This window comes from Micromonospora sp. NPDC051300 (genome assembly GCF_044455315.1).
Lineage (GTDB): Bacteria > Actinomycetota > Actinomycetes > Mycobacteriales > Micromonosporaceae > Micromonospora > Micromonospora robiginosa.
In genome coordinates, this window is sequence record NZ_JBITEP010000045.1 from 1 (window position 1) to 18612 (window position 18612).

General features: G+C 74.0%; 16 protein-coding genes and 1 tRNA gene. 1 reads left to right on the top strand and 16 read right to left on the bottom strand.

What is annotated here, in order from left to right; translation table 11 throughout:
* Positions 1 to 171: 171 nt before the first annotated feature.
* The 11 genes from ACIA5A_RS29290 to ald form a co-directional block, all read right to left on the bottom strand.
* Positions 172 to 696 (bottom strand): HAD domain-containing protein, encoded by a 525-nt coding sequence (locus ACIA5A_RS29290; protein WP_396767782.1) that lies wholly within the window; start codon positions 694 to 696, stop codon positions 172 to 174.
* 185 nt (positions 697 to 881) lie between these two features.
* Positions 882 to 1298, bottom strand: a complete 417-nt coding sequence (locus ACIA5A_RS29295) for a hypothetical protein (protein ID WP_396767736.1) — start codon at positions 1296 to 1298, stop codon at positions 882 to 884.
* A 194-nt stretch (positions 1299 to 1492) separates the two neighbouring features.
* A tRNA-Pro gene (locus tag ACIA5A_RS29300) sits at positions 1493 to 1566 on the bottom strand.
* Between the two features lie 173 nt (positions 1567 to 1739).
* Positions 1740 to 3146 (bottom strand): ribosome biogenesis GTPase Der, encoded by a 1407-nt coding sequence (der, locus tag ACIA5A_RS29305; RefSeq protein WP_396767738.1) that lies wholly within the window; start codon positions 3144 to 3146, stop codon positions 1740 to 1742.
* The gene (gene cmk, locus ACIA5A_RS29310) at positions 3143 to 3823 is read right to left on the bottom strand and encodes a (d)CMP kinase (protein ID WP_396767740.1); all 681 of its coding nucleotides are present in this window, start codon (positions 3821 to 3823) and stop codon (positions 3143 to 3145) included. The genes der and cmk overlap by 4 nt, the downstream gene beginning before the upstream one ends.
* Before the next feature lie 171 nt (positions 3824 to 3994).
* On the bottom strand, positions 3995 to 4765 hold the full coding sequence (locus tag ACIA5A_RS29315; protein ID WP_396767742.1) for a pseudouridine synthase: 771 nt from the start codon (positions 4763 to 4765) through the stop codon (positions 3995 to 3997).
* On the bottom strand, positions 4752 to 5501 hold the full coding sequence (gene scpB / locus ACIA5A_RS29320) for an SMC-Scp complex subunit ScpB (protein WP_396767744.1): 750 nt from the start codon (positions 5499 to 5501) through the stop codon (positions 4752 to 4754). Before scpB ends, ACIA5A_RS29315 begins: the two co-directional genes overlap by 14 nt.
* A gap of 379 nt (positions 5502 to 5880) precedes the next feature.
* Positions 5881 to 6966, bottom strand: a complete 1086-nt coding sequence (locus ACIA5A_RS29325; RefSeq protein ID WP_396767746.1) for a segregation and condensation protein A — start codon at positions 6964 to 6966, stop codon at positions 5881 to 5883.
* Positions 6967 to 7007: 41 nt separating this feature from the next.
* A complete protein-coding gene (locus tag ACIA5A_RS29330) occupies positions 7008 to 7931 on the bottom strand; it encodes a ParA family protein (RefSeq protein WP_396767748.1) in 924 nt (307 codons plus the stop codon).
* Between the two features lie 169 nt (positions 7932 to 8100).
* A complete protein-coding gene (locus ACIA5A_RS29335) occupies positions 8101 to 9087 on the bottom strand; it encodes a tyrosine recombinase (RefSeq protein WP_396767784.1) in 987 nt (328 codons plus the stop codon).
* On the bottom strand, positions 9084 to 10199 hold the full coding sequence (gene ald / locus ACIA5A_RS29340) for an alanine dehydrogenase (RefSeq protein ID WP_396767750.1): 1116 nt from the start codon (positions 10197 to 10199) through the stop codon (positions 9084 to 9086). The genes ACIA5A_RS29335 and ald overlap by 4 nt, the downstream gene beginning before the upstream one ends.
* A gap of 228 nt (positions 10200 to 10427) precedes the next feature.
* Here ald and ACIA5A_RS29345 point away from each other — a divergent pair, with 228 nt between their 5' ends.
* Positions 10428 to 10742 carry a TM2 domain-containing protein gene (locus tag ACIA5A_RS29345; RefSeq protein ID WP_396767786.1) on the top strand — a complete coding sequence of 105 codons (315 nt, stop codon included), beginning with the start codon at positions 10428 to 10430 and terminating at the stop codon, positions 10740 to 10742.
* A gap of 66 nt (positions 10743 to 10808) precedes the next feature.
* On the opposite strand, the gene ACIA5A_RS29350 is transcribed toward ACIA5A_RS29345, so the two are convergent.
* From ACIA5A_RS29350 to murJ, 5 genes are all read right to left on the bottom strand, one after another.
* The gene (locus ACIA5A_RS29350) at positions 10809 to 11414 is read right to left on the bottom strand and encodes an NUDIX domain-containing protein (RefSeq protein ID WP_396767752.1); all 606 of its coding nucleotides are present in this window, start codon (positions 11412 to 11414) and stop codon (positions 10809 to 10811) included.
* Positions 11411 to 13141: a CTP synthase gene (locus ACIA5A_RS29355; protein WP_396767754.1), complete on the bottom strand. Its 1731-nt coding sequence runs from the start codon at positions 13139 to 13141 to the stop codon at positions 11411 to 11413. Before ACIA5A_RS29355 ends, ACIA5A_RS29350 begins: the two co-directional genes overlap by 4 nt.
* A 199-nt stretch (positions 13142 to 13340) precedes the next feature.
* Positions 13341 to 15785, bottom strand: a complete 2445-nt coding sequence (locus tag ACIA5A_RS29360; RefSeq protein WP_396767756.1) for a hypothetical protein — start codon at positions 15783 to 15785, stop codon at positions 13341 to 13343.
* Positions 15785 to 16918: a glycosyltransferase family 4 protein gene (locus tag ACIA5A_RS29365; protein WP_396767758.1), complete on the bottom strand. Its 1134-nt coding sequence runs from the start codon at positions 16916 to 16918 to the stop codon at positions 15785 to 15787. Before ACIA5A_RS29365 ends, ACIA5A_RS29360 begins: the two co-directional genes overlap by 1 nt.
* Entirely contained in the window at positions 16915 to 18612 is a 1698-nt protein-coding gene (gene murJ / locus ACIA5A_RS29370; protein ID WP_396767760.1) for a murein biosynthesis integral membrane protein MurJ, read from the bottom strand. Before murJ ends, ACIA5A_RS29365 begins: the two co-directional genes overlap by 4 nt.

Consider the following 18612-nt stretch of genomic DNA (forward strand, 5'->3'; position numbering starts at 1 on the left):
CCCGGTTGACCCCCGTGGAATTCGAGACCATCATGCACCCACCGGCCAGTCAGGCCGCGTGACTACACCTGTCACCTGCCGGTGCAGCAGACCCGGCGGTCAAAGCTGACTTCTGGCGGCTGTCGCTGCTCGGGCCGTACCTCTGGGCCGACGGCGTGAGCGTGTGGGCGGTCAAGCCGTGTTGCCGTCCTGCGCCAGCCATTGACGGACGACCGAGAAGTCCTCTTCGGTCAGACCCGTGTAGGGGTCGACACGGTGCAGCAGCGCCCGCCCGGGGTGATGGGCCATGACCCATCGTTGGTCGGCATCGGTTGTCTCGTCGTCGAGCCAGACGAACGAACGTCCTGCTGCCCACTGGGTCAGGAACACGGTCTTCCAGTGCAGGCCGCGCCTCGGATCCTGGTCGTCGTCCGGCCAATCGACCACCGGGAGGTCCGGAAGCCCGAGCCGCGGCGAGACGATCTCGTTCGCATCCGCCATCCATGTCGTTGCCCAGACCAACTCGCATCTCAGGGCCAACAGCCTGCGACCGTCACTCGGGTCGAGCCGGTCGAGCAGCGGATGACCGGTCCCTTCCGGCGGCTGCGTGACGGCACCGCTCACGGAGCGTCTGCGGCCATCCGGCCGGGCTCTGAACGGGATCAGTGGCCCGTCCACATCGAGGAAGATCAAGGGTCGGTGGGTCAGGCCGGGCATCACGCTCGAACCGTATCGTGGGGCCGATCTGGGTGAGGCGGGCACCTTCGCCCTTCTCGGTACGGCCGAACGTCGAGCCGCACCAGCCACCTGCCGTGTGCCACGCTCGCCGGCAGATCCGGCGACCCTCCGCACGTCGAGCCGGACGAGCGTGGTCGTCCTCGCGGCAGAAGCCGGATCCCCCGCTACGCGACGCCGGGGGTGGGAACATCGAGCCGAACCGCCTCGATGAAGCCATCAGGTGGCAGGTAGCGATGCTCTTCAACGTAGTGGCCGATCAGCGTCGGTGCGGCGAAGTTCGTCCCATCCCCACCGGTGAGCCAGATCTCGCCGTTCCCGCGGGCGACATCGGGAGCCTCGTAGAACCGGGCATCGGCCCGGATCAGGCGCGGAGGCTCGGCCATAGCCAGGCAGAACTGACAGTAGTGGTACCCCCGCATGAGCCGCACCGGACTGGCGCCGAGGCTCACCAAACGGTCCCGAACGTCTTGCGGGCAGGCTCCAGTGGTGAAGGGCATGCCCGAATCCAGCCAACCGATCGCCATGGCGTCCGGGGCCCCCGGGTAGTAGTCATAAGACGCCAGGTCCGGGATGTGCGTCACGCGTCGATCATTTCATGCTCGGCGGGGTTGAGCCGGCCACGCTGGGCCCCATGACGTCCGAGGCAGTCGGCGCAGGTCGGAGGGGTGGACCGATGGCTCGGTCACCGCACCGCAAAAACGGGGGCAGTTCACATTTTCATAGAAGAAAGTCAAAGCCCTGACCAGTGCTTCCGCTGGTCAGGGCTTCTTCTTTGTCGGGACGGCCGGATTCGAACCGACGACCCCTTGACCCCCAGTCAAGTGCGCTACCAAACTGCGCCACGTCCCGATGCCCCCGCGCGGTCTCCCCCGCAGCAGCCGGTACAGCTTAGCGCAAGATCTTCGCACCGTACGCACGGGCCCCTCCCCGCGCGGCTGCGGCGTCGGACGCCACTCCCCCTAGAGCGTCCTAGGAAAGAGGCCGCCGGGGCGGTGCCCCGGCGGCTTCCAGGTGGGGACGGGTCAGCCGTGCGCCTTGCCACGCCCGCCCGGGCCCAGCTTCTTGCGCGGCCGGACCGAGATGTCGATCGGGCTGCCCTCGAAGCCGAACTCCTCGCGCAGCTTGCGCTCCACGAACCGCTGGTAGCCGGCGTCCAGCGGGCCGGTGGTGAACAGCACGAACCGCGGCGGCGCCACCCCGGCCTGGGTGGCGAACAGGATGCGCGGGGCGCGCCCGCCGCGTACCGGGTGCGGGGTGGCCTGCACCAGCGCGGTGAGCCACTGGTTGAGCTGCGCGGTGGGGATGCGGGTCTCCCAGCTCGCCAGCGCCTTGCGCAGCGCGGGGGCGAGCTTGTCGACGGCGCGGCCGGTCTGCGCGGACAGGTTCAGCCGGATCGCCCACGGGATGCGCCGCAGTTCCCGGTCGATCTCCTTGTCCAGGTAGTAGCGGCGGTCGGCGTCCACCAGGTCCCACTTGTTGAACGCGATGACCAGGGCCCGGCCGGCCTCCACCACCATGGTGAGAATGCGCTGGTCCTGCTCGCTGATCACCTCGCTGGAGTCCAGCAGCACCACGGCCACCTCGGCCGCCTCGATCGCCGAGGCGGTACGCAGGCTGGCGTAGTATTCCGTGCCGCTGGCCTTGCCGACCCGCTTGCGCAGCCCGGCGGTGTCCACGAGTTGCCAGGTCTCGCCGCCGATCTCGACCAGGCTGTCGACCGGGTCGACGGTGGTGCCGGCCACCGAGTCGACCACCGCCCGCTCCTCGCCGGAGAACCGGTTGAGCAGGCTGGACTTGCCGACGTTGGGGCGCCCGACCAGGGCCACCCGGCGCGGGCCGCGCGGGCGGTTCTCCACGATCTTCGGCGCCTCGGGCAGCGCGGCCATGATGGCGTCGAGCAGGTCGCCGGAGCCACGGCCGTGCAGCGCCGACACCGTGAACGGCTCACCCAGACCGAGCGACCAGAGCGAGGTCGCCTCCATCTCGATGGTCGTGTTGTCGGCCTTGTTGGCCACCAGGATCACCGGCTTGGCGCTGCGGCGCAGCATCTTCACCGCGGCCTCGTCCACGTCGGTGGAGCCGACCATGGCGTCCACCACGAACAGCACCACGTCGGCGGTGACCACGGCGGTCTCCGCCTGGGCGGCGATCGCCGCGGCGCGGTCCTTGGCGTCGGGCTCCCAGCCGCCGGTGTCCACCACGGTGAACTCGCGGCCGTTCCACTGTGCGTCGTAGGGCACCCGGTCCCGGGTCACTCCGGGGATGTCCTCGACGACCGCCTGGCGGCGGCCGATGATGCGGTTGACAAGCGTGGACTTGCCCACGTTGGGGCGGCCCACCACGGCCACCACGGGCCGCGGGCCGGTGGGCTCGTCGGCGGTGACCTCCGGCTCACGCAGCTCCACCCAGCCACCGAATTCGTCCGTCACGCCACGCCCCGCTCGGTGAGCAGCTCGCGCAGGCGGACGACGACCTGGTCGATGCCCAGCTCAGTGGTGTCCAGCACCACGGCGTCGGCGGCCTGCTGAAGCGGGTTGACCTTGCGGGTCGAGTCGAGCCGGTCGCGCCGGGCCAGGTCGGCGGCGGTCGCCGCGACGTCGGCGGCGTCCTCGGCGCTGCGCCGCTGGGCGCGCGCCGCCTCGGAGGCGGTCAGGTAGACCTTCAGGTCGGCGTCGGGCGCCACCACGGAGCCGATGTCGCGGCCCTCGACCACGATCCGGCCCGCCTCGGCGATCAGCCGCCGCTGCCGGTCGACGAGCAGCTCACGGATCGCGCCGACGGCGGCCACCGCGGAGACCGCGCCGGTCACCTCGGCGCCGCGGATGTCCGAGGACACGTCGGTGCCGTCGACGGTCACCGCGTACCCCTGCGGGTCGGTGCCGATGCGGAGGTCGGCCTCGCCGGCGACCTTGGCCACCGACTCGGCGTCGGTCAGCTCCACCCCGGAGCGCAGCACGGCCCAGGTCAGCGCCCGGTACATGGCGCCGGTGTCGAGGTAGCGCGCGTCGAGGCTCACCGCCAGTCGCCGCGACACGGTGGACTTACCCGAACCGGACGGCCCGTCCACCGCGACCACGCATCGCCCGACCGGTACGTTTTCCTCCACCGTTGTCCTCCTCAGCCCGTACCTCGCGGGTCGCCGGTCGTCCGGCGCCGTTGAGCGGATGTGTCTCGTCGTCAATCATGCCCGCGCCGCGCGGGCGTCCCGCCGGGGCGCGTGCGCGTCGGCCGGCGGGCCGCGTCGAAGCCTACCGGGAGCCGTACCCGATCGACCGGGTCAGTCACCCACGGCCTTGAACAGGGCGGCGACCTCCGCGTTGGTCAGCCGCCGCAGCCGCCCGGTGCGCAGGTCGCCGAGTTTGATCGGACCGATCGAGGTGCGGATCAGCCGGGACACCGGGTGTCCGACCTCGGCCATCAGGCGGCGGACGATGTGCTTGCGCCCCTCGTGCAGGGTCAGCTCCACCTGGGCGGTTTTGCCCAGCGTGTCGACCACCTTGAAGCCGTCGACCTTCACCGGGCCGTCCTCCAGCTCGACGCCGCCGGTCAGCCGCTTGCCCAGGTTACGCGGGATCGGCCCGGCCACCTCGGCGAGGTAGGTCTTGAGCACCTCGTACGACGGGTGCATGAGCTTGTGGGCCAGGGTGCCGTCGTTGGTGAGCAGGAGCAGGCCCTCGCTGTCGGCGTCCAGCCGCCCGACGTGGTAGACCCGCTGCTCCAGCCGCGCGCCGATGAAGTCGGCGAGCTCGGTGCGACCCTTCTCGTCGGCCATGGTGGTGACCACCCCGCGCGGCTTGTTCATCGCCACGTAGACCAGGCGGACGTCGGCCTGGAGCCGTTCGCCGTCGACGTGGATCACGTCGCGCGCCGGGTCGGCCTTGTCGCCGAGCTGTGCCACCCGGCCGTTGACGGTGACCCGCCGGCGGAAGATCAGGTCCTCGCAGGCGCGCCGCGAACCCACCCCCGCGGCGGCGAGCACCTTCTGCAGGCGCTCGGCGCCCTCGTAGACGGGGGCGTCGGTCTTCGGGGCACGGTCATCGCGTGGCATCGGCAAGCTCTTCTACGTCGTCGGGAAGGAACGGGGCCAGGGGCGGCAGGTCGTCCACCGAGTTGAGCCCCAGCTTCTCCAGGAACAGGGTGGTGGTCCGGTAGAGGAACGCACCGCTGTCCGCTTCGGTGCCGCACTCCTCGACCAGGCCGCGACCCACCAGGGTACGGAGCACCCCGTCGCAGTTGACACCCCGGATGGCCGAGATGCGCGACCGGGTCACCGGCTGGCGGTAGGCGACCACGGCCAGGGTCTCCAGCGCGGCCTGGGTCAGCCGGACCGACTGCCCGTCCAGCACGAACCGTTCGACGTAGCCGGCGTATTCCGGCCGGGTGTAGAGACGCCAGCCACCCGCGGCCCGGCGCAGCTCGAACCCGTGCCCGGCGGCGGTGTAGCCGGCGGCGATCTCGTCGAGCATCGCCCCGACCCGCTCCGGCGCCTGCTCCAGCACCTCGGCCAGGACCAGCTCGCTGACCGGCTGGTCCACCACGAGCAGGATCGCCTCCAGGGCGCCGCGCAGCTCGGCGTCGTCCAGCACCGGCGCGGGCGGCGGTTCCGGCGCCGCCCGCCGCCGACCCCGCTTCTGGGGTACGCCGGAAGCGCCCGCCGAACTACCGCCCCCCGCAGACCCGTCCATTCCTCCCGAGCTGTCATTGTCGGACTCCCCCACGATCTTGGTACGGTCCCGCCCCTCCGGGGGCGCCCCTGTACCAAGATCGGCTGCGTCCCCATCCATGGACGAGATCTTGGAAGGATTCGGCCCCTCTGGGGGCCGTTCGTTACCAAGATCTGCTCCCGTCTGAGGATCTTGCGCGGTTTCCGGTCGGTCCGAACGGTAGGTGTCCAAGATCTCGGTACCCGGCTCCGCCGACGGGGCCGCCACCCCGGCATCAGTGGTGGAGGCGACATCGGCGTCGGCGCTGGCCGACGCCCCGGCGTCGTGGGCGACATCGGCGTCGGCGCTGGACAACGTCTCGGCGTCGGAGGCCGCGTCGACGCCGGGGTCGGCGTCGGGAGCGGGGGCGGGCTTCGGCGGGGTGGGGCGCTGCCACGGGGGGATCCAGGCGGCGGCCTGGTCAGCCAGCGAGTCCCGGCGCTCCTCGTCGCTCATCAGATCACTCCTGCGTCGGTGTGGGTTCGCCCGCCGGCGCGGCGGGCACGTCAGCGTCCGCCCCGGCCCGCCCGGCGACATCGGCACCCGAACCGCCGGCGTCGCCGGGCACGTCGGCGCCGGCTGCATCGCCACGCGCCTCGGAGGCGGGGGCCGGGGCGGATGCGGAGGCGGGGACGGTGTCAGTGCCGGCGTCGGCCGGTTCCGGGGTGCCGGCGTACTCGTCGACGGTCAGCTCGGCGTCGCCGTCGGCCGGGCCGGTCCAGCGGACCGTCAGCTCCTCCAGCGCCTGCTCCTGCACGAACGCGACGAGACCCTGCCGGTACAGCTCCAGCAGCGCCAGGAACCGCGCCACCACCTCCAGCGTCATCTCGCAGTCGGCGCAGAGCAGCGAGAAGGTGGCCACCCCGGCGCGGCGGAGCCGGTCGGCGATGACGCCGGCGTGCTCCCGGACGCTGACCCGGACCATGTGCACGTGGGCGATGGACACCTCGGGCACCGGCTTCGGGCTCATCGCCTTCACGGCCAGCTTGAGCAGCCGCTGCGGGCCGATGCCGAGCACCAGGTCGGGCAGCGCCTCGGCGTAGCGGGGTTCCAGGGTGACCGCGCGCGGGTAGCGCCGGCCGCCGACCGACTCCAGCTCGGCGATGTGCGCCGCCGCCTCCTTGTACGCCTTGTACTGCAACAGCCGGGCGAAGAGCAGGTCGCGCGCCTCCAGCAGCGCCAGGTCCTCCTCGTCCTCCACCTCGGCCGAGGGCAGCAGCCGGGCCGCCTTGAGGTCGAGCAGGGTGGCGGCGACCAGCAGGAACTCGCTTGTCTCGTCCAGGTCCCACTGGTCGCCCATGGCGCGCAGGTAGGCGATGAACTCGTCGGTGACCTTGTGCAGGGCGACCTCGGTGACGTCCAGCTTGTGCTTGCTGATGAGCTGGAGCAGCAGGTCGAACGGGCCGGTGAAGTTGTCCAGCCGGACGGTGAAGCCGCTGGTCTCCTCGACGACTGCCGCGTCGGCGGGGACGACGCCGTCGACCTCGGCGGCCAGCCCGGCGGCGTCCGCCGGGTCGGCGTGCGGGTCGAGGGGCGGCGCGGTCACCGGGAAACCGTAGTCGACGCGGCGGGCGGGCGGCGTGCGCCCTACCGGTCCGCCTCGGCGGCGATCACCTCTCGGGCGAGCTGCCGGTAGTTGCGCGCGCCGGAGGAGGCCGGGTCGAGGGTGGTGATGGGCGCGCCGGCCACCGTCGACTCGGGGAACTTCACGGTCTTGGTGATGACGGTCTGGTAGACCTTGTCGCCGAACGCCTCCACCACCCGTTGCAGCACCTGCCGGCAGTGGGTGGTGCGGCTGTCGTACATGGTGGCGAGGATGCCCTCGAGCTCCAGGTCGAAGTTGAGCCGCTCGCGCACCTTGTCGATGGTGTCCAGCAGCAGCGCCACGCCGCGCAGGCTGAAGAACTCGCACTCCAGCGGGATGAGCACGCCGTGCGCGACGGTCAGCGCGTTGATCGCCAGCAGGCCCAGCGAGGGCTGGCAGTCGATCAGGATGAAGTCGTACTCCTTGCGGATGCTGCGCAGCACCCGGGCCAGGGCCATCTCCCGGGCGACCTCGTTGACGAGTTGTATCTCGGCGGCGGAGAGGTCGATGTTGGCCGGCAGCAGGTGCAGCCCGGCCACGTCGGTCTTGATCAGGACGTCCTCGGCGGTGACGTCGTCCTGCATGAGCAGGTTGTAGACCGACAGGTCGAGGTTGTGCGGGTTGACGCCCAGGCCGACGGAGAGGGCGCCCTGCGGGTCGAAGTCGACCAGGAGCACCTTGCGGCCGTACTCGGCGAGCGCGGCGCCCAGGTTGATGGTGGTCGTGGTCTTGCCGACGCCACCCTTCTGGTTGGCCATCGCGATGATCCGCGCCGGGCCGTGCCGGTCGGTCGGCATCGGCTCGGGGATCGGCTTGCGCATGGTGTAGGCCGCCGGGTCGGCGGGGCCGAGGTCGGCGCCGAGCGTCGCCTGCTGCTCACGGAGCTCCGACGTCCAGGTCTCGGCACGGTCACCGTTTCCTGCCATGTCCTCGTTGCCCCCTCCCGACGACCACCCCGGCGTCGGAGCCGTCCGACGTCCCTCGCGGCGCCGCTGCGCACCCCCGGTCCGTCGCACCTGGAGGCCCGCGCCGATGCCGACTGTACGCCACGGGCCAGCAGCAGCTTCGGTAGCGGGTCGGCGTGTCGGCGGCCGGTCAGGAGAGCGCGCGCGGGTGTGCCAGGACGTACACCTCGCGCAGCCGGTCCACGGTGACCAACGTGTACACCTGCGTGGTGGTCACCGACGCGTGGCCGAGCAGTTCCTGGACCACGCGCACGTCCGCGCCGCCGTCGAGCAGGTGGGTGGCGTACGAGTGGCGCAGCGTGTGCGGGGAGACCGCCTCCGGCCCGTCGACCGGCAGACCGGCGCGGCCGGCGGCGGCGCGCAGCACGCCCCACGCGCCCTGCCGGGTGAGCGGTCCGCCACGGGCGTTGACGAACAGCGCCGGGGTGCCCCGCCCGGCGGCGAGCAGCGCCGGCCGGCCGCGGACCAGCCAGGCGCGCACCGCGTCGGCGGCGTACCCGCCGACCGGGACGAGGCGGGTCCGGCCGCCCTTGCCGCGCAGCAGCACGGTGCCGGCGTCCAGGTCGAGGTCGTCGACGGCCGCGCCGACCGTCTCGGAGATGCGCGCGCCGGTGCCGTACAGGAACTCCAGCAACGCCCGGTCGCGCAGCGCGCGGGGCGCGGCGTCGCCGGTGGTTTCGGTCGGGGCGGCGGCCGCCAGCAGCCGCAGGACGGCGTCGACGGGCAGCGCCCGGGGCAGCCGGCGCGGTGGCGTGGGCGGGCGGACGTCGCGGCCCGGGTCGTCGCCGGTGAGGCCCTCGCGCAGCGCGAAGCGGTGCAGGCCGCGGACCGCGCTGGCGGCCCGGGCGGCGGACGAGACGGCCAGTGGCGGGTGGTCGTCGTCGCCGGCGCGCAGCCGGGCCAGGTGGGCCTCGACCTGGGCGGCGCCGGCGGCGGCCAGGTCGGTCACCCCGGCGTCGGCGAGGGTGGTGAGGTAGCGCTCCAGGTCCCGGCGGTACGCGGCGAGCGTGTGGCCGGAGAGTCCACGCTCCACGGTGAGGTGGTCGAGGTAGCCGCGGACGGCCCGACGCAGGGCCGGCGCGGGTTGCGCGCCGGCCCGTGGCGTCGTCTCGGTCAGTTGAGCACCTCGGCCAGCGGCAGCACGTCCATGCCGTGCGCCTCGGCGACCGGGCCGTAGACCACCTTGCCGTCGTGGGTGTTCAGGCCCAGCGCCAGCGCCGGGTCGGCGCGCAGCGCCTCCCGCCAGCCCTGGTTGGCCAGTTCGAGCGCGTACGGCAGGGTGACGTTGGTCAGCGCGTAGGTGCTGGTGTTCGGCACCGCGCCGGGCATGTTCGCCACGCAGTAGAAGATCGAGTCGTGCACCTTGTAGGTCGGGTCGGCGTGCGTGGTCGGCCGCGAGTCCTCGAAGCAGCCGCCCTGGTCGATCGCGATGTCGACGAGCACGCTGCCCGGCTTCATCCGGGAGACCAGCTCGTTGGAGATCAGCTTCGGGGCCTTCGCGCCGGGCACCAGCACCGCGCCGATGACCAGGTCCGCGTCGAGCACGGCCCGCTCGATCTCGTACGCGTTGGAGGCGACGGTCTGCAGGTGGCCGCGGTAGATGGCGTCGGCGGAGCGCAGCCGGGCCACGTTCTTGTCCAGCAGCAGCACCTCGGACTGCAGGCCGAGCGCGATGGCGGCGGCGTTCAGGCCGGACACGCCGGCGCCGATGACCACGGTCTTGGCCGCGTACACGCCGGAGACGCCGCCGGGCAGCACGCCCCGGCCACCGCCGGTGCGCATCATGTAGAACGCGCCGACCTGCGGAGCGAGCCGGCCGGCCACCTCGGACATCGGGGCGAGCAGCGGCAGCGACCGGTCGGGCAGCTCGACCGTCTCGTAGGCGATGCCGGTGACCTTACGGTCGACGAGCGCGTCGGTGCAGTCGCGGGAGGCGGCCAGGTGCAGGTAGGTGAAGAGCACCTGCCCCTCGCGCATCCGGTGGTACTCCTCGGCGATCGGCTCCTTGACCTTGAGGACCAGCTCGGCGGTCTCCCAGACCTCGTCGGCGGTGGCGAGGATCTTCGCGCCGGCGGCGGCGAACTCGTCGTCGGTGATGCTGGAGCCGACCCCGGCGCCCGCCTCGACGAAGACCTCGTGGCCGTGGCGGGTGAACTCGTTGACGCCCGCCGGCGTGATCGCCACCCGGTACTCGTGGTTCTTGACCTCGCGGGGGATTCCGACCTTCACGATGCAGACACCTTCCTCCGGGGCGGCTCACCCCCGACAGCACGGCGTCCCGCCGGCTCCGTTGCCGACGCGGTCCACCGGTCCCGCCGGCGGCAGTGTAGGCGCGCGGGCGGCCGGCGGACGCCAACACAGTGACATCCGGTGCCCGGTGGTGCTGACGGAGTGTCAGGCATGGGCCGGGCCGGCCGGCCGAGAGGCCGTCAGCCGACAGGACAGACTTCGGTAAATATCCTCGCACCGTCGGGGTGCCGATGCGGACAGGACGCGAGTGGATCACTATGGTGTCCGCTCATGACCACTCCTTACCAGCAGCACCCGTACGGCGTCTCGGACAAGAGCAAGGTCGTCGCGGGCATCCTCCAGATCCTCCTCGGCGGCTTCGGTATCGGCCGGTTCTACATGGGCGACACCAAGACCGGCGTGATCCAGCTCGTCGTCACGCTCGTGACCTGTGGCTTCGGCGCCATCTGGGGTCTCGTCGACGGCATCCTGATCCTGGTCAACGGCGGCGTCGACGGCCAGGGCCGCCCGCTGCGCGACTGACCGGGCGAGACCGAGGAGGGGCCGCGCGGCACACGCCGCACGGCCCCTCTCGTCGTCGGTTCCCGATCAGCGCGGGAGCGGCGCCTCCGGACGGCGCAGCTCGGCGAAGCCGGTCTCCCGGGCCCGGGCGGCGGCGAGCAACCCGGCCACGCAGGACGCGTTGGTGATCTCCCCGGCCAGGACCATCCGGACCGCCTCGTCGAGGTCCACGCGGACCACCTGGAGGTCGGCCTCCTCGTCGCTGCGCTCGTGGCGCTCGCCGGCGGGGACCTCGGCGAGGTCGCGGGCCAGGAAGACCCGGACCACCTCGTCGGAGAAGCCCGGCGAGCTGTGCAGGTCGACGAGCACGTCGACGCGGCCGGCGGTCAGGTCGGCCTCCTCGGCCAGCTCCCGCGCCGCCGCGGCGGCCAGGTCCTCGCCGCTGACGTCCATCAGCCCGGCGGGCAGCTCCCACAGGTGCCGGCCGACCGGGTGGCGGTACTGCCGGATCAGCACCACCTGGCCGGCGTCGTCGAGCGCCACCACGGCCACCGCGCCCACGTGCCGCACGTAGTCGCGGGCCGCGGTGCCGCCACCGGGCATGGTCACGTCGTCGCTGACCACCGAGAAGATCCGGCCGGACCAGACGTCGCGGCGGGCGGTCACCTCGTACCGGTGCTCCACGCCGCTCACCGGGCGGTCGCCTTCGCGGCCCCGCCGCGGCCGGTCTTCCTCGTCGCGCCGTCCAGGTCCACCGGCAGCCGGTCCGCCTCGGAGTACGCGACCGCGGCGCCCACGAACGCCGCGAACAGCGGGTGCGGGCGGGTGGGGCGGCTCTTCAGCTCCGGGTGCGCCTGGGTGGCCACGAAGAACGGGTGCATCGTGCGGTCCAGCTCCACGAACTCGACGAGCCGACCGTCCGGCGAGGTGCCGGAGATGGTCAGGCCGGCCTTGGTGAGCTGGTCGCGGTAGGCGTTGTTCACCTCGTAGCGGTGCCGGTGCCGCTCGCTGACCTCGGTGCTGCCGTACGCCTCGGCGACGATCGAGCCCTCGGCCAGCGTCGCCGGGTAGGCCCCGAGCCGCATGGTGCCGCCCAGGTCGCCCCGGCCGGCCACGATGTCCTCCTGGTCGGCCATGGTGGCGATGACCGGGTGCACCGCCTCCTCGTCGAACTCCAGCGAGTTCGCGCCGTCGAGGTCGGCCAGGTGCCGGGCCACCTCGATGGTCATGCACTGCAGGCCGAGGCAGAGGCCGAGCAGCGGGATGCCGTTCTCCCGGGCGTGGCGGGCGGTGCCCACCTTGCCCTCGATGCCGCGCACCCCGAAGCCGCCGGGGATGACGATGCCGTCCACGCCGGCCAGGGCGGCGGCCGCGCCGGCCGGGGTGACGCACTCGTCGCTGGGCACCCACCTGAGCTGCACCCGGGCGCGGTGGCCGAAGCCGGCCGCCCGGATCGCCTCGCTCACCGACAGGTAGGCGTCGGGCAGGTCGACGTACTTGCCGACCAGAGCGACGGTGATCGTGTGACGCGGCTGGTGCACCCGCTCCAGCAGGTCGTCCCAGCGGGTCCAGTCGACGTCGCGGAACGACAGGCCGAGCCGGCGCACCACGTACGCGTCCAGGCCCTCGCGGTGCAGCACCTTCGGGATGTCGTAGATGCTCGGCGCGTCCGGGGCGGCGGTGACCGCCTCCCGGTCGACGTCGCAGTAGAGCGACAGCTTCTCCTTGACCTTGTCCGGGATCTCCCGGTCGCAGCGCAGCACCAGCGCGTCGGGCTGGATGCCGATGCTGCGCAGCTGCGCCACCGAGTGCTGGGTCGGCTTGGTCTTCAGCTCGCCGGAGGGCGCCAGGTAGGGCACCAGCGACACGTGCAGGTAGAAGCAGTTGTCCCGGCCGAGGTCGTGCCGGATCTGGCGGATCGACTCCAGGAACGGCAGCGACTCGATGTCGCCGACCGTGCCGCCCACCTCGGTGATCACCACGTCCGGCACCTGGCCGTCCGCGTCCGGGTCGGCCATGCCGAGGATCCGGGCCTTGATCTCGTTGGTGATGTGCGGGATGACCTGGACCGTGTCGCCCAGGTATTCGCCGCGCCGCTCCTTGGCGATCACCGCCGAGTAGATCTGCCCGGTGGTGACGTTCGCCTTGCCGGAGAGGTCGCGGTCGAGGAACCGCTCGTAGTGGCCGACGTCGAGGTCGGTCTCGGCCCCGTCCTCGGTGATGAACACCTCGCCGTGCTGGAACGGGTTCATCGTGCCGGGATCGACGTTCAGGTACGGGTCGAGCTTCTGCATCACCACGCGCAGACCGCGCGCGGTCAGCAGGTTGCCGAGGCTGGAGGCGGTGAGGCCCTTACCCAGCGAGGAGGCGACTCCCCCGGTGACGAAAATGTGCCTGGTCGTCCGTGCTGAAGGGGCCAAGGCCTGCTCCCGTGTCGTCCGTAGCGGTCGTGCGAACCGCCGTGCCGATCAGCCAAGTGATCACGCGATCCACGGGATTCCACGGTAACACCTTCCGGACCGTGAGCTGCCGTCGCACCCGCTGTCGGCGCACGTGAGGCCGTTTTCCGGCGCTCCGGCCCGCCGGATCGGCGGGCCGGCCGGCCGCCGAGACCCCCCGTCAGCGGGTCGGCGGGTCGGACGCCTCGGGCGCGGGCGGGGACGCCTGGCCGGGTATCCGGGTCCGGGTCGCCACCGCGGCGCCCGGCTCCACCGCCGCCGCGAGCGCGGCCGGCGGGGCGCCCCGCGACCGGCCGGCGTCACCAGCCCCGGAGCTGTCGTCCTCGCGCTCGGCGGACCGGGCCGGACCCGCCCCGCCGTCGGATCCGCCCGGCCGGCCCGGGTCGGTGACAGCCGGCCCGACCGACGGCACCGGCCCGTCGGGCGCAGGGCCGCCCGGGCCCGCGCCGCCCGGACCGGAGCCGCGCGGCGGCACCGCGCCGCCCTCTCCCCCACCGCGCCCGCCGTCCGGCACGGTGCGGTCGGTGGAGTGGTCCAGCACGCGCAGCGCGGCCAGCGCCGCCATCGGCACCACCAGGGCGCCCGCCGCGCCGGCCACGTCCAGCGCCGAACCGCCCAGCACGCCGCCGAGCCCGGCGGCCACGCCGGTGCCGGCCATCGCCGCCCGGATCGCCGGGTAGATGCCGAACAACCGCATCAGGCCGCCCCACGGCTGCAGCAGCGCCAGCCAGACCAGCGCCGCCCCGGCCAGGGCCAGCACGGTCAGCGGGCTGTTCACCAGGGTCTGGAAGTTCGACGTGCTGGACCGGTGCACGGTCAGCCCACCGGTGCCGTCGCCGAGCGCGGCCAGGAACCGGCCCAGGCTGCCCCGCTCGGCCGCCGGCCGGTCCAGGTCCACCAGCGCGAAGCCGATGGTCACCGCCAGCCCCGCCATGGTCGCCCAGGCCAGCCGGCTGACGGTCAGCCAGCCGCCGGTGCAGATCGCCGCCGCCACGCTCAACCCGGCGGTCAACGCGATCGCGCCGATCGAGTCGGCGCCCAGGTAGGGGCTGCCCACCACCACCACGGCCGCGCCGCCCACCGCCACCAGCACGGCCGGGCGCCAGCCCCGGCGGACCCGCTGGGCCAGCCAGCCGCCGCACAGCAGCGAGCCGGCGATGAACACGCCCAGCCCGACGGTGCCCAGCCCGGCGTACCGGCCGCCCTCCAGCGCGGAGTAGCCGACCACCCCGTTGAGTTGCAGCCGGGAGCCGGTGAGCACGTCCACGCCGACAACCAGGGTGGCCAGCCCGGCGACCGCGCCGAGCGGCCCGAGCGTGCGGTCGTGCCCCGGGGTGAACCGCACCGCCGCGGTGCCGCCGACGATCAGCAGCGCGGTCACCGAGGCGAACCACCAGCCGGCGTGGTGCCCCCGCCACCAGGGCACCGCGTCGGCCAGCAACGCCGCCGGCACGGCCAGCGCGGCGGCGATCAGCAGCAGCTCCACCACCGCCACGATCCGCCGCGACACCGGCGCCGGCGAGTGCGGGCCGGCCAGCCGGCGGGCCCGGCGCAGCAGCGGCAGCACCGCCACCGCGAGCGCCATCTGGGCGGCGGCGAGCAGGGTGAAGAACCAGCCGGCCACCCGCCGCTGCGCACCGGCCTCCCGGTCGGCGTCGGCCGGCGCCTCGATCGCGGTCCGCAGGTCGTCCGGCCGATCGTCGACGGTCACCGCCGGCCGGCCCAGGAAGAGCCGCTCCGGCATCGGCCGGCCCAGCGCGGCGAGCGCGGTCGGCGCCAGGTCGACCAGTTGCAGATAGCCGGAGCGGGCCGTGCTGGGCGAGGTCAGCCAGCCACCGTCCCAGCCGGGACCGTCGGCCACCGCCACGTGCAGCCGCGCCGGGGTGTCGGTGTCCGAGACGCCGGCCACCAGCACCAGCGACCGCGGTGGCCGGGCCGCGAGGACCCGGGCGAGCCGTTCGTCGGCCTGCCGCGCCTGGGCGGCCCGCACCAGCGGGTCGTCGTCGTCGACCGTGCCCACGTCGACGATGCTCAGCACGCAGGAGCCGAGCAGCTCCGTCGGGTCGTCGGGCAGCTTCGCCTCGTACCTGTCGACCCGGCCGAACGGGCGCGCGGCGGCCACCGCCGCGCCCGGACCGACCGCCACCGAACAGCGCACCGACTCGGCGAGCGCGCCCGGCGTGGCGCCCCAGGCCAGCTTGTCCTGGTTGTACGCGACGACGCCGGGCTGGTCGGGCAGGTTGGCGCCGATGCCGTCGGGCTCCTCCACGGTCACCCCGCTGGCCGGGCAGCCACCACCCGGGCGGCTGCCGTTCCAGGCGGCGAAGTTGCCGGCGCCGAGGGTCAGCCAGCCGTCCACCGGGCAGGTCGGGCGGTGCGCGGACCGCACCGACAGCGACCCGATCGCACCCTGCTCGGCCATCTTCCACAACGTCGGGGTGTTCTGCGGGTCCACGTCGTCCCAGCGCAGCCCGGCCGCGCCGACGAGCACCACGAAGTCCGCGCTGCGCCGGGGCGTGCCGTCGTCCGGGCGGGCGGCCAGCGCGGTGACGCCCAGCACCACCACGGCCAGGGTCAGCAGCACCGGGGTCAGTCGGCGCAGCATCAGCGGTGTCCCGGTGCGCGCTGCGGCGTCAGCTCGGCGTACAGGTCGGCGAGCGCGGCCACGGTGTCGGCCTCGGTGGGCCAGTCCGCGGCCCGGGCGGCGCCCCGGCGGCCCAGCTCGGCGCGGCGCGGCGCGTCGTCGAGCAGCGCGCGTACCGCCGTGTCGACGGCGTCCACGTCCCCGGCCGGGACCAGCACCGCGGCGTCGCCGACCAGCTCGGGCAGGCCGCCGACGGCGGTGGCGACGAGCGGTACGCCGGCGCGCAGCGCCTCCTGCGCGAACAACTGGCGCGCCTCCCAGTCGCTGGTGACCACCGCCAGGTCGGCGCCGGCCAGCAGGTCCGCCACGTCGGTGCGGTGCCCGAGCAGCGTCACCGGGGCACGGGCCGTCGAGATCCGGGCGGCCAGCGGCAGGTAGGCGGGCCCGCTGCCGGCGATCACCACCACCGGGGCGGGGGTCCGGGTGCGCCACCGGGCGGCGGCGTCGATCAGCACGTCGTACCGCTTCTGCGGGTGCAGCCGGCCCACCGAGAGGATCAACGGCCGGTCGCCTGTCACGCCGAACTCGGCGCGCACCGCGGCGCGGCGGCGGCGCGGCGCGGGCAGCGTCGGCGCGGCGACCGGGGCCAGCCGGGCGTCGGTGGCGCCCAGCGCGGCGGCCCGCTCGACCAGGTCGGCGGAGGCGCCCAGCGCGATCCGGACGGACCGGGCGACGACCCGCTCGACCAGCCGGGACACCGCGCCTCGCAGCCCTCCGGCGAGCACGGCGTTGTGCCAGGTCACGACCAGCGGCGCGGCGGGGCGGGCGAGCGCCGCGACCAGGCCGGCGCGCAGCCCGTGCGCGTGCACCACGTCGACAGGCGTCTCCGCCAGCGCCCGGCGCAGCGCGGTGACCGCCCGCGCGTCGGCAGGCGTGGGGGTGGCCGGGATCTCCACCGGGGTGAACCGGGCGCCCGCCCCGGTGAAGTCGAACTGGTCCTGGGTGGCGGCCGGGCCGCAGACCAGCACCGACGCGCCGGCCTCGGTCAGCCCGCGGGCGACGGAGCGGACGTGCTGCCCCACGCCGCCGGTGCTGGAGGCGAGCACCAGGGCGACCGAGCCGGGCCGGCGCGGTGCCGGCGAGGCGTCCGTCATGAGGACACGGTCTCCTTTCCGTCGCCCCGGTCACCGGGGTGCTGGCCCGCCGACGGGCCGTCGCCCCCGCCGGCCGGTCGCCGGCGCCGCAGCCGGCGGGTCACGGCCGCGAGCAGCGGCCGCAGGTCGCGGGCGTCGGTCAGCCAGGCGACGGCGAGGAACAGGACAGCGACCACGACCCCGGACAGCATGCCCTGCGCGAGGGCCTGGAATGTCGTCGGGGTCCCGCCGGTCGCCCCGTCGAGAGCGCGGGCGGTGGCCGCTCCGCCCGCCGCGGCGACCGTCGCGGCCAGCAGCCCGGCCGCGCCGGCCCGGCCCACGCCGGTCAGCGCCCGCGGGCCGGCGGCGCGCCGCACGGCGGCGACGAGCAGCGCGCCGAGCAGCACCATGCCGGCGGACGTGGCAAGCGTCACCGCGAGCACCCGGTCGGCCAGCGGCAGCACCTGACCGAACAGGACCGCGAGCACCGGCACGCTCAACCAGCCGAGCGCGGTGGCGATGCTCGCCGCGCGCGTCTCGCCGCGGGCGTAGAGCGCCCGGGTGAGGATCGCGAACAGCCCGTAGCCGAGCAGGCCGGGCGCGAATCCGGCGATGCCGGCCGCGGCGGTTCGCGCGTCGAGCGGGTCGGCGAAGAAGAAGTGCCCGAGCGGGATCGCGGTGCCGGCCAGGGCGGCGGCGCCGAGCAGGCTGAACAGCACGACCCCGCGCACCGCCGGGGCCAGGGTGTCGCGGTAGGCGCGCTCGTCGCCGCCGGCGCGGGCCGCCACGAGCGTCGGGTACGCGGCCACCGCGAGCGGCACCGCCAGCACCGACCAGGGCAGGAAGTAGACGGTCTGGGCCAGGTTGAACACGCCCACGTCGGCGGTCCGGCCGTAGGTGACCTGGTTGAGCGTGACGGCCAGCGCGACCTGCTGCGCGGCCACGGTGACCGCCCCGGCGACCACCAGCCCGCCGACCCGCGCCCGGGCGTCGGCCGGGAACCGGTAGCCCGGCCGGGGCCGCAGCCGCAGCCGGCGCAGCGGGATCAGCAGCGACAGCGAGAGCACCACCACCCCGAGCGTGGTGCCGCCGGCGAGCAGCAGCTCCCCGCCGCGACCGGCCTCGCCGATGGTGGCCAGCCGCCCCTGGACCGCGGTGAAGCCGAGGTAGACGGCGATCACGGTGACGCTGGACAGCAGCGGCGCGATCACCGGCCAGGCGAAGCGCCGGTGCGCCTGGAGCACGCCGGTGAGCACGATCCCCACGCCGTACAGCGGCAACTGCGGGGCGAACACCCGCAGCATCCGCGCGCCGGACGCCTGTTGGGCCTCGCTGAGACCGTGGCCGAGCAGGCCGGGCAGCGGGTCGGCGAAGACCGCCACCAGCACCGCCAGCGGGACCAGCAGGCTCAGCGTCCAGGTCAGCAGCGCGCCGGTGGTGGCGGCCACCGCCCGCCGGTCACCCGCCTCGACGGCGCCGGCCAGCAGCGGTACGACCAGACTGGCCAGCGCCCCACCGGCGACGATCTCGAAGATGAAGTTCGGGACGTAGTTCGCCACCAGGTAGGCGCCGCCCAGGTCGCTGGTGGACAGCGTCCAGGTGAACACGGCGGTGCGGCCGAAGCCGGCGAGGCGGCTGACCACGGTGAGCACGGCGATGAGGGCGGCCGCCCCGGCGACGCGGCCGGCGGCGGCGAGGGGTGCCGGTTTCGTCAC

Excerpts from the sequence above, each read along its gene's own strand:
- ACIA5A_RS29290 (WP_396767782.1), bottom strand. The coding sequence starts at position 696 with ATGCCCGGCCTGACCCACCGACCCTTGATCTTCCTCGATGTGGACGGG.
- ACIA5A_RS29315 (WP_396767742.1), bottom strand. The coding sequence starts at position 4,765 with ATGCCACGCGATGACCGTGCCCCGAAGACCGACGCCCCCGTCTACGAG.
- scpB (WP_396767744.1), bottom strand. The coding sequence starts at position 5,501 with ATGGATGGGGACGCAGCCGATCTTGGTACAGGGGCGCCCCCGGAGGGG.
- ACIA5A_RS29330 (WP_396767748.1), bottom strand. The coding sequence starts at position 7,931 with ATGGCAGGAAACGGTGACCGTGCCGAGACCTGGACGTCGGAGCTCCGT.
- ACIA5A_RS29360 (WP_396767756.1), bottom strand. The coding sequence starts at position 15,785 with ATGCTGCGCCGACTGACCCCGGTGCTGCTGACCCTGGCCGTGGTGGTG.
- ACIA5A_RS29365 (WP_396767758.1), bottom strand. The coding sequence starts at position 16,918 with ATGACGGACGCCTCGCCGGCACCGCGCCGGCCCGGCTCGGTCGCCCTG.